This window comes from Virgibacillus sp., assembly GCF_013393565.1.
Lineage (GTDB): Bacteria > Bacillota > Bacilli > Bacillales > Amphibacillaceae > Virgibacillus > Virgibacillus dokdonensis.
Genome location: NZ_JABXHF010000100.1, coordinates 1 through 11,171 on the forward strand (window position 1 = coordinate 1; position 11,171 = coordinate 11,171).

Here is an 11,171-nt window from a genome sequence, read left to right on the forward strand (position 1 = left end):
TTGTGTTATTTGTTTATTGGTCATAAATTAATAATACATGAGAACAGGCCCTTTGTGGTCTGTTTTTTTGTGTATACACAAAAAAGCTGTTACACAATCAATTACCTGATTGTGCAACAGCCCCTTTGTATATTCATAATAGAAACTTATATAAACATCATAAGTCCTGTTGTTATAGTTGAGAGAAGCATTGCTATAATCATAATATAGACAACAATTTTTGTTCTGCGTTGACGCTTAGATTGTCGTGACATTTGTGATCCTCCTTACAATTGAAATTCTATTTATACTGAACATAAGGTTCCGTAAGATTTCCACTATAAAATTTTCAATATTTACCATACAGTGGATTTAAGTAAATCCATTCAACAAACTTATTTACTATAATAGGTGTCCATAATATATTTTCATGTTTATTTACTTTATTTTACCTTGAAATAGATGTTTGGACAAGTATTGTAAAATATTTTTCTACAATGTGTCATACGAAAAATATTACCCCTACTTTCTGTTAATTAAAGTTTTTAAAGTAAACCTTTTTGAGTATTCTAGGAAATAGTCAAAAGTACGGTAACCCTAAAATTTGATTTTCCAATAGTGAAATAAAAAACGTGGTCTGTATAAGGAAATTGATAAATATGCATGATATAGAAACGCAAAATTAGAGGAGGAAGATCATGCCTAAATATTTATCTAAGCCAAAACAAATTGCGCATATTGGCATTGCTGTACGTTCAATTAACAATGTATTACCTTTTTATACAAAAATATTAGGATTACAAGTTACAAGGCGTGAATTATTAGAAAGGGAGCTCGTTTCCATTGCCTTTTTACCTATTGGAGAAAGCTACTTAGAATTGATGGAACCATTGAGTCAAAAGTCTACTATTTTTCAGTTTATTGACAGATATGGTGAAGGCGTTCATCATGTGGCATTGGGTGTTAACCAACTATCTAATCGTATACAAAAATGCAAACAGCACCACATTCCTTTAGTGGATGATTACCCAAGGAAGGGAGCGTGGGATAACTACGTCGCATTTATACATCCTAAAGCAGCAAACGGCGTTTTGTTTGAACTTTGTGAAAGGCGGACAACCACAATTGGATCTGTATGATAAGTTGAACGAGTTGTATGAAAATCGACGCCAGATGAAATTAGGGGGTGTGGAACAACGAATGCAAAAGGAAAACTAACAGCCTGTGAACATATTGCTTATTTGTTGAATGCAGAATCATTTTTGAATTATATCCGTTCAAAAAACAACGTGCGACGTTCATGCAGAATGAAGAAAGCGTATATGGTGACGAAATAATAACAGGTTATGTTAAAATAAATAGAGAACCTGTTTACATTTATGCACAATATTTTACTGTAATGGGTGGAACACTTGGGGAGATGCATGGTAAAAAACTTGTTGCCCTGCTAGATTTAGCTAGTCAAAATAAATAATGGCCCAATCCTTGGTTTAATTGGATCAGAGGAGAGCGCAATCAAGAAGGTGTAGCTACCTTAAATGGTTATGGTCAAATTTCTCGTAGAAAAGTTCGATATTCAGGTGTTATTCCGCAAATTTCTGTCATCTTAGGCCCAAGCCAGGTGGAGCTGTCTATTTCCCCAGCAATAACAGATTTTTTTATTATGGTGCAAGGTACACCACAATGTTTATTACAGGATCGAAAATTATGGAGCAAGTTACGGGAGAAAAGGTTACTCAATAACAACTGGGTGGAGCATATATTCACAATTCCAAAAGTGGGAGTGCACACTTCCTTGCTAAAACCAAAAAAGAAGCATTTGATATAGTACGCAAACGCATTTTTTATCTTCCTACAGAAGATGACGATCCACCGTATCATTATGAATTAGGTAAAGAAAGTGATTTAATAAAATTAGGGCTGGTCACAATAAAGCGCCTTACGGTATGAAACACGGGATTCAAACAATTTGTAGATGAAACTAGTTTTTTGGAAATACATGCATATTTTCTAAAAACATCGTAGTCTGTTTTACGACTATTGCTGGAATAAAGTTGCTCGGTTTATTCGTTTTTGTGATGCATTCCAAATTCCGCTTGTGTAGATGTAACTGGCTTTTTTCCTGGAGTAAAACAAGAGCATCATGGTAGACATCGGGCAAAATTATCATAATTAAGCCGAAGCAACAGTACCCAAAATAACTGTAATTATATAGAAAGCTTATGGGGGCGCATATGTTGCTTTAATTAGTAATTCTATTGGTGCGGATATGGTCTATGCTTGGCGAAATGCTGAAATAGAAGTGATGGGTACAGAAGGTGCGGTGCCTATTTTATATGCTAAGGAATTGGCACAAGTAAAGACTCACTGTCACTTATGAACAAAAAATCTCTACATACAATTTGCGACACTTTATGAAGCGGCAGAAGTAGGTTTGGTAGATGATGTGATTGCCCAAGAGGACCCTAAGTAAAATTATTCAAGCTTTGGAGATACTAAACATAAGCAAGAATCATCTCCAGTTAAAAACATGGGAATACCCCACTATGAAGAGACAAATAAAAAGGATGATTTAAATGGTGAATGAGAAGCGTTTAGTTGAAGAATTTTTAGAACTTGTACAAACTGATTCCGAAACAGGCAACGAAGAAAAAATTGCATCTGTTTTAAAAAGTAAATTTGAAGTACTAGGTATTGAAGTCTTGGAAGATGATAGCAAATCTACGACAGGTCATGGTGCCGGAAACCTAATCTGTAATTGGAAAGGGGATATTGCTAACGCTGAGACCATTTACTTTACTTCTCATATGGATACGGTTGTACCGGGTAAAAACATTAAACCAGTCATCAAAGAAGGATGGATTACTTCAGATGGCACAACTATTTTAGGGGCTGATGATAAAGCTGGATTGGCTGCGATTCTTGAAACAGTTCGCGTCTTTAATGAACAAAAAATAAGTCATGGTGACATTCAATTTATAATAACAGTTGGCGAAGAATCTGGATTAGTAGGAGCAAAAGCTTTAGATACCTCTTTATTACAAGCAAATTATGGTTATGCATTAGACAGTAACGGTAATGTGGGAGATATTATAGTGGCTGCACCAACGCAAGCGAAACTCCATGCAACTATAAAAGGTAAAACAGCTCATGCGGGTGTAGCACCAGAAAAAGGGATATCTGCAATTACGTTAGCTGCAAAAGCAATTGCTAAAATGCCATTAGGAAGAATTGATGAGGAAACAACTGCAAACATAGGTCGTTTTGAAGGCGGAAAACAAACAAATATTGTAGCAGACCATGTAGAAATTTTAGCAGAGGCCAGGTCTCTCGTTCCAGAAAAGATGGAAGCCCAAGTTCAGAAAATGAAGGAAGCTTTTGAACAAACGGCAAAAGAACTTGGTGGAGATGCAGAAGTTATTGTTAAAGTGATGTACCCTGGTTTTAAACAAGAATCTGGAGATAAAGTGGTAGAAGTAGCTAGGAAAGCTGCTCAAACGCTTGGAATGGAAAGTCAATTACTTCAAAGTGGTGGAGGTAGCGATGCCAACGTCATTTCAGGGTATGGCATACCAACAGTTAATTTAGCTGTCGGATATGAGGAAATTCATACGACGAATGAACGGATGAAAGTAGAAGACTTGGTGAAAGTTACAGAACTCGTGACAGCAATTATTCAGGAAGCAGCTAAAAATTAAAGCGAACTCCCCTCTAAGTACTATTCTTGGAGGGGATAATAGTATAGTATTTACTTCATAAGGAGTAATCGAAATGAATAATGGTGCCGAGAAACAAAGAAGAATTATTTTCCATGTCGATATGAATAGCTTTTATGCTTCCGTGGAGATGGCTTATGATCCTAGCCTTAAAGGAAAGCCGTTAGCTATTGCTGGTAATCCTGAGGAAAGAAAAGGGATCGTGGTAACGAGTAGTTATGAAGCTCGAGCCAAAGGAGTTAAAACAACAATGAACGTATGGCAAGCAAAAAAATTATGTCCGGATTTGCTTGTAATGCGACCTAATTTCTCACGCTATCGAGCAGCTTCTAAGGCGGTATTTAAAATATTTTCTGAGTATACTACACTCGTACAGCCTGTATCTATTGATGAAGGTTTTATGGATGTTACAGAAATTGCAAAGGATGTTCACGCTGTTGATCTAGCTCAAGAAATACAACAACGAATATTGAGGGAGCTTGATTTACCAAGTAGTATTGGCATTGCGCCTAATAAATTTCTAGCTAAAATGGCTTCAGATATGAAAAAGCCTTTAGGTTTAACCGTGCTAAGAAAGCGCGAATTACCTACTAAATTGTGGCCGTTGCCAGTTGGAGAAATGTATGGGGTTGGCGAAAAAACTGCTACTAAGTTAAATAAAGCAGGCATTTATACTATTGGAGATTTAGCAAAAAAGGATGTATATCATTTAAAGCAATTCCTTGGAATAAATGGTGAACGATTACAAAACAGGGCAAATGGTGTAGATAACCGTCCTATCGACCCAAATGCAATATATGATTTTAAAAGTATCGGTAACTCTAAAACACTTCCTTTTGACACTACGGATGATGAAAAAATATATACCTTACTAAAAGAATTAGCGAATAAAGTAGAACAGAGAATGAAACGAAAAAAAACCGTAGGAAAGAGTGTACAATTAACTATTCGCTATCATGATCGCCACACGATTACTCGTAGTAAAAAGCTACGTTATTATGTACATGGTGCAAAAGATATTTTAACAGAGGTATATGACCTGCTACAAAAACATTGGAATATGGAACCTATTCGTTTGCTAGGAATAACAGTAGCTGACTTAGAAGAAGGGCAACAAATTGCAAAACAGTTGGATTTATTTACGTATCAAAATGAGGCGGAAAAAGAAAAATTATACGATGCAATTGATCATTTGACCAGTAAATACGGTAAAAATCCGTTTATTCATGTAGAAGATATGGACTCCGTAGATACACAGCAACCAACAACAAGCTTTCAAAAAGATTTTCTAGACGATTATAAAAACGACAGAAATTAACAGTGATAGCCGCATTAAAAAAGGGTATATGTTCAAGGAGGGCATCCCTCCTCTTTTTAAATATAATTGCGATAAAAATATTCTATATATAAGGAAAAGAGCGTTTCATTATCTTATTGAATTTCGAATTTGAGAGGGGAGAGGAAAAGTGAATAAAAAATGGAGCGTGTTGACTTACTTTACACTTTCCATTATCGGGCTTATGCTTATTTACTTTATCGGTTCATATTTTTTAATACATACTAGTTCATATTCATCTGCGAAAGTGGTAGATACATACGTCAAAGACAATGACTATTTTATTTCGGTTGAAATAGAAGAGAATCAAATCATTGATATAATAGTAGAAAGCAAATCAACATGGGATTTAATAAAGGAGAAAGCAAACTATCAAATCACTTACTCTTGGTATGGTAATGAAGTTCCTAAATTGCATGATATTGCAAACTATTCGTAAACCAATATTAATTTACGATATTAATATTATGTAAACAAATAATACTGAAGATAATTCAGGGTAGGAGAAGCACCCCGCCTAAATACAAGTACACTACATGAAATCAATCCCTCATAAATAAACATGAGGATTGTTGGAGTGTTTATTCACTTGCACAATGAAAATCTAATTTTATACGCTTATTTCATGATTTTTTTCAAAATGCTATCGGATATTTTTCCGCCTGGATAACGAAACGGTACATCAAATTTGGTGGATTGTTTCATAATGCTTTTTTTATGAGAAAATGTATCAAAACTGAACTTACCGTGATAAGCTCCCATTCCGCTCTCACCAACGCCACCAAAAGGAAGATGTGGATTCGCCAAATGCAGAACGGTATCATTAATACTACCACCACCAAAAGATAAGTATTGCATGATTTGCTGCTGTGTGTGCCCATTTTCTCCAAAATAATATAAAGCTAATGGTTTTTCTTGTTTACGTATGACGCTCACTGCCTCTTCAATTTCTTCAAACGTTAATATAGGCAAAATAGGGCCAAAAATCTCTTCTTGCATCACAGAATCTTCCCACGTGATTTTATCTAGAAGGGTTGGTTCTATTTTTAATGTTAGCGGATCCGTCGCACCGCCGTGTAAAATGGAACCGTTAGCAAGGAATTTAGATAGGCGATTAAAATGTTTTTCATTAATTATTCGGATATAGTCTTTATTATTTAATGGGGTCCGTCCATAGAAACTGCGAATATATTTTTTCATGGATTTAATTAATTTAAATTTTACTTTCTCATGTACATACAAATAATCTGGAGCTACACAAGTTTGTCCTGCGTTGGTAAATTTCCCCCATGCAATTCTTTTAGCTGCTAGGTTAATATTTGCGTCTTTATCAACAATGACAGGGCTTTTACCACCAAGTTCTAATGTAACAGGTGTTAGATGCTTACTCGCTTTCTGCATTATAATTCTACCGATAGCGGTACTTCCTGTGAAAAAAATGTAATCAAAGCGTTGTTGCAACAATTCTTGAGCAGTCTCCTTTTCACCTTCTACAACTGTTAAGAAAGAAGGGTCAAAATAATTATCAATCATTTTTCTTAATAATGCTGATGTTGCTTTTGCTTCTTCCGAAGGCTTAATGATGACACAGTTTCCTGCGGCTAAAGCACCGATTGCAGGAGCCAGAGCTAGTTGTAATGGATAATTCCAAGGTGAAATTACTAAACAAACACCGAATGGCTCCTTCAATATATAATTTTTTGTACCTTTATGCGTAATTGGTGCAGCTACTTTAATTGGTTCCATCCAATTTTGTAATTGTTTTAGAGTATGATCAATCTCCATATATAAAAAGCCTAATTCAGTTGTTAATGTTTCATGTTTGGATTTATTTAAGTCTGCTTTTAATGCTTGATAGATACTTGCTTCATTTTCCTTTAACATTGATTTTACTTTTTGTAATTGTTGCTTACGAACGCTATAATCCATCGTGTTTCCATTTAAAAAAAACGTACGTTGATCAGCAACAAGCTGTGGTATGTCGATCAATGAAAGCACTCCTTTATGTAATGGTAAACTTTGAAAAATCATTAGCCAATTCTGTATTAGGAAATATTTCTCGGGCTTCCTGTAAAAGTTGCTCGTTTTCTTTTTGTTGATACCTTGACGAAATATGTGTAATTATTAGACGTTTACAATTGCTTTCCTTGGCTAATTGAGCAGCCTGTAACGTTGTGGAATGATAGTAACGGTGGGCAAGGTTTTGCTTGTCTTTGCCAAATGTCGCTTCATGAATAAGTAAATCTGCATGATTAGCAAGCTTTCTGTGAAGCTTAGAAAACCTCGTATCACCGATTACAGATATAATCCTTCCTCGTTTTGGTTCACCAACCACATCCTTACGATAAATAGTTCCAATATCGGGTACTATTACGTACTCATTTTTTTTAATTTCCTTATAGATAGGACCAGGTTCAATACCCATTTTCTTTAGTTTGTGAACAAGTAACTCACCTGGCTTATCTCTTTCAACAACTCGATAACCAAAGCATGGTATACCATGATCTAATGACTGAACATATATTTGAAAATGCTCTGTTTCAATGATCATTTGATCCGTTACTTCCACGAATGATAACGGATAAGACAAGTGTGTCTCACTCAAGGTTAGACTTGTTTCAATATATTGTTTTAAACCTTTTGGGCCATAGACAGTTACAGGATTGTTTCCCCCTTGAAAAGAACGGCTACTTAAAAAACCTGGTAAACCATAAATGTGATCGCCATGCATATGCGTAATAAATATCTTATTAACTTTGCGTGGCTTGATATTCGTTTGCAAGATCTGGTGTTGTGTTGCTTCTCCACAATCAAATAACCAAACACTATTCTGTTCTTGTAGTAATGATAACGCGATAGCAGAAACATTTCTTTCTTTGGAGGGAACGCCAGCTCCAGTACCTAGAAAAACTACTTCCATTATTATTCCTCCATATTCCTTAAATGACCCACTATAGATATTATACTGCATTTATAATAGCTTTTGTCTAGAATAGCATTTTTTTCTTCATCATGCAGTAGGAAAGAATATCAAGATATTTTTTAAAGCTATCGGACTTGAATGAGAACTGAGTGGAAAGTTAATACCTTGTCTCTTCTGTAATTAACAGTAAATTAATTTGTATGCGTATTCAAGGCATCTGGATTGTATAGCCATTATACACTCGTTGTTATATTCACGAGCTTTTGAAGCGTCGTTTGCAACTATAAAGGATTAACGATTGTACAACAAATCACGATAGTAGAATGCCTGATCAGGTACGTCTGTAAACATTCCGTCCACACCATATTGAATAGATCGAATAATGTGGGCCGGGCGGTTTACAGTATAAAGTCTTAGTTTTACGTTTTGTTCATAAGCGGAGGCTACGATTTTTGGTGTGATCAACTTATATTTTAGGTGTAATGCACTAGCACCTAATTCCTTTGCAACATGTATAGGATAGCGATATCGCCGCGATGTTAATAGCGCTATTTCAATGTTTTTTCTATAATTTAACAGTTTAACCACGCTATTCGTATTGAAAGTCGATATGGTTGTTCTATTCGTTAGTTGATAAGCAGAAATATACTCATAAACGATTGCCTCTATATGATGGTATGCCACTTTATTATTTTTTAGTTCAATATTTAAATACAAAGGCTTATGCTTCGCCCATGTTAAAAAGTCTTCTAAAGTTGGGATAGGAGTATGGGCATAATTAGGCGAAAACCAACTCCCTGCGTCTAGCTGACATAGTTCATGGTAAGTATAATCTTTAATATAACCGCTGCTGTTTGTTGTTCGTTTTACGTTCTCGTCATGAATAAGAACTGGCACTTGGTCTTTTGTTAATTGAACATCTGTTTCAATTCCATCCGCTTGCATTTGAAATGCTAATTCAAAGGCTGGCATCGTATTTTCGGGAGCATAATAACTTGCCCCTCGATGAGCATATAGGGTTGGTTTCACTCTGATTCACCTCGAAATGCATGTATTAAAACATTTTTACATTTGAATAAGGATTATTCAAATGTTTTTAGTAACATGCTACCATTATTTTACTTCCTCATTACCTTATACGTTTATGTTTAACATAAAATACATGATAGGTGTAATACTATGATAAAGTTTCTGACGTAATAGGGTCAAATGTGAATTGTTTATTAATAGTTACTTAACGTATGCAACTAGTTACATTTCATTATAGAAATGGTAGAGTTTATCGTATAAGCAATACTATAACTTTGAGCATATAGGCTTCGTGCTTCGTGATAAGCTTAGTTTTTCCTAATAAAATGAATGGTACAGAACAATAGCTTATGTGGGGAGAAGTGTTTATGTGAATGATCAAAGTATCATTAACGAGCATGTAAAGTTTGTCTTTTTTTATTGAACAGGTCGCCTAACAGTGCATTAGATACAATATGAAAAAATCGACAATATAGTAGAAAGGAAGTACAATATATGAAGTAAACACATTATGTTTGTTAGTATCGCAGTGGTATCACCTAATCACTTTTGAATGAATGAGTTCAGAATAGAGGTGCCGTTTTTCTTTTTGAAGAGAAAGACTTATGGCATCTTAAATATTTGAAATAAAAATGAATGGCGATTCAGTTGGAGGAATCAAATATGAAAGTAATTGAACAAACAATTAGTCAGCTAACATTGCCTACTCCTTTTGCGGTCGGTGATGTGCATGTATACGTTTTAAAAGGAGATATTTTATCTATTGTGGATGCTGGTGTGAAAACGAGACAGGCATGGGAAGCATTGACAACGCAATTAAAGCAAATAGGTTATCGACCATCAGATATAGAGCAGATTATTTTGACCCATCATCATCCTGATCATATCGGTTTAACAGAACAGTTTCCAAATGCACAATATATTGCCGCTGAGCCAAGTGTGAACACTTGGCTCACAAGAGATCAGGAATATTTGGAACATTATAGGCGTTTTTTTGAACAATACTTCGTGGCTAGTGGCATCCCTAAAATATTTTATCAGGCTTTGGATAAGCTTGAGGCAACCATGGATTTTGCAGGGAGAGGGGAAGTTACGACACCGCTAGTAGAAGGTGATCGATTACCTGGACATCCAGAATGGGAAGTAATTGAAACGAAAGGGCATGCGCAAAGCCATCTGTCTTTTTTGCGTGACCGTGATCACCTTTTAATTGGCGGGGATCATCTTTTGGAACATATCTCGTCCAATCCAATAATAGAGCCACCGAAAATAGGCAAAACGATAGAAGATAGACCAAAGCCGATGATACAATATCGGAAGAATCTGCAAAAATGCGTTGATATAAACGTGAACAAAGTGTTACCTGGTCACGGCAAGGTCGTAGAGAATCCACAACAGTTGATTCTCTCACGTTTAACAAAGCAGGAGGAGAGAGCAAATATAGTTTATGAATTTTTACAGCAAAGCGTAATGTTAACGCCATTTGAAATTTGTAAAAAGTTATTCCCACACCAATATAAAAAACAAATTGACCTAACTATGTCTGAAACATTCGGACAATTAGATTATTTAGAATCTTTAAGGCGAATTATAAAAAGAAAAAAGGACGGAATCATCGTTTATGAAGCGAACTTCATTAGTGAATAAAAAAATAATTATTACAGGTGCATCAAGCGGTATTGGAGAGAAAGTGGCATGGTATGTTGCTAAGGAGAGAGGTGTCCCTATAATATTAGCTCGCTCACCAGATAAATTGGAGCATTTAAAAGCGGCTATTCTTTACTCATTCCATATTGATAGTCCTATTTATATTGTTGATTTGTTAAATAAGCAGGAGACAAAAAAGGTGATAAATGAAATCATAGAAAACCACGATCCAGTGCATGGTCTCATTAATAATGCTGGTATAGGAATGTTTGCAGAATTGAGTGCAATGAATGAAGGTGATATCGAGTCTATGATTCAATTAAATGTAGCTTCTTTAATTGGTATAACCAAGCAGCTCTTGCCATATTTTCAAAAACAATCCTTAGCACATATCGTTAATATCGCATCTCAAGCAGGGAAAATAGCCACACCAAGAGCTTGCGTATATGCAGCAACCAAACGTGCAGTACTTGGCTTTACATATGGACTGCGCCTGGAGTTGACTGCGAGTAGTAATGTTTATGTGACAGCAGTAAATTTA

General features: G+C 35.4%; 12 protein-coding genes and 1 pseudogene. 9 read left to right on the forward strand and 4 right to left on the reverse strand.

The window, feature by feature from the left end; translation table 11 throughout:
- Positions 1–146: 146 nt before the first annotated feature.
- Positions 147–254, reverse strand: coding sequence for a stressosome-associated protein Prli42 (gene prli42 / locus HLX49_RS16080; protein ID WP_116277013.1), 108 nt, complete (start codon positions 252–254; stop codon positions 147–149).
- A 423-nt stretch (positions 255–677) separates the two neighbouring features.
- On the opposite strand from prli42, the gene mce reads away from it, so the two are divergent.
- The 7 genes and pseudogenes from mce (at position 678) to HLX49_RS16105 (ending at position 5,470) form a co-directional block, all read left to right on the forward strand.
- Positions 678–1,118: a methylmalonyl-CoA epimerase gene (gene mce, locus HLX49_RS16085; RefSeq protein ID WP_101933891.1), complete on the forward strand. Its 441-nt coding sequence runs from the start codon at positions 678–680 to the stop codon at positions 1,116–1,118.
- A 161-nt stretch (positions 1,119–1,279) separates the two neighbouring features.
- A pseudogene (locus tag HLX49_RS17225) lies at positions 1,280–1,807 on the forward strand (carboxyl transferase domain-containing protein).
- Positions 1,741–1,929 carry a hypothetical protein gene (locus tag HLX49_RS17230; protein ID WP_414930273.1) on the forward strand — a complete coding sequence of 63 codons (189 nt, stop codon included), beginning with the start codon at positions 1,741–1,743 and terminating at the stop codon, positions 1,927–1,929. The pseudogene HLX49_RS17225 and the gene HLX49_RS17230 overlap by 67 nt, the downstream one beginning before the upstream one ends.
- Before the next feature lie 319 nt (positions 1,930–2,248).
- Positions 2,249–2,359, forward strand: coding sequence for a carboxyl transferase domain-containing protein (locus tag HLX49_RS17235; protein WP_483372464.1), 111 nt, complete (start codon positions 2,249–2,251; stop codon positions 2,357–2,359).
- Positions 2,360–2,555: 196 nt separating this feature from the next.
- Positions 2,556–3,677, forward strand: a complete 1,122-nt coding sequence (locus tag HLX49_RS16095) for a M20/M25/M40 family metallo-hydrolase (RefSeq protein WP_101933893.1) — start codon at positions 2,556–2,558, stop codon at positions 3,675–3,677.
- Between the two features lie 73 nt (positions 3,678–3,750).
- Positions 3,751–5,013, forward strand: a complete 1,263-nt coding sequence (locus HLX49_RS16100; RefSeq protein ID WP_296363159.1) for a DNA polymerase IV — start codon at positions 3,751–3,753, stop codon at positions 5,011–5,013.
- Between the two features lie 148 nt (positions 5,014–5,161).
- A complete protein-coding gene (locus HLX49_RS16105; RefSeq protein ID WP_296363161.1) occupies positions 5,162–5,470 on the forward strand; it encodes a hypothetical protein in 309 nt (102 codons plus the stop codon).
- Positions 5,471–5,649: 179 nt separating this feature from the next.
- Here the strand turns inward: HLX49_RS16105 and HLX49_RS16110 are convergent, their stop codons facing one another.
- The 3 genes from HLX49_RS16110 to HLX49_RS16120 form a co-directional block, all read right to left on the reverse strand.
- A complete protein-coding gene (locus tag HLX49_RS16110; RefSeq protein ID WP_414930275.1) occupies positions 5,650–6,960 on the reverse strand; it encodes an aldehyde dehydrogenase in 1,311 nt (436 codons plus the stop codon).
- Between the two features lie 73 nt (positions 6,961–7,033).
- On the reverse strand, positions 7,034–7,951 hold the full coding sequence (gene rnz, locus HLX49_RS16115) for a ribonuclease Z (protein WP_077703608.1): 918 nt from the start codon (positions 7,949–7,951) through the stop codon (positions 7,034–7,036).
- Positions 7,952–8,245: 294 nt separating this feature from the next.
- On the reverse strand, positions 8,246–8,983 hold the full coding sequence (locus tag HLX49_RS16120) for a glycerophosphodiester phosphodiesterase (RefSeq protein ID WP_077703609.1): 738 nt from the start codon (positions 8,981–8,983) through the stop codon (positions 8,246–8,248).
- Between the two features lie 663 nt (positions 8,984–9,646).
- Here HLX49_RS16120 and HLX49_RS16125 point away from each other — a divergent pair.
- Positions 9,647–10,630, forward strand: a complete 984-nt coding sequence (locus HLX49_RS16125) for an MBL fold metallo-hydrolase (RefSeq protein WP_296363165.1) — start codon at positions 9,647–9,649, stop codon at positions 10,628–10,630.
- On the forward strand, positions 10,623–11,171 hold a 549-nt coding region (locus HLX49_RS16130; RefSeq protein WP_296363166.1), incomplete at its 3' end, for an SDR family NAD(P)-dependent oxidoreductase. The genes HLX49_RS16125 and HLX49_RS16130, both read left to right, overlap by 8 nt.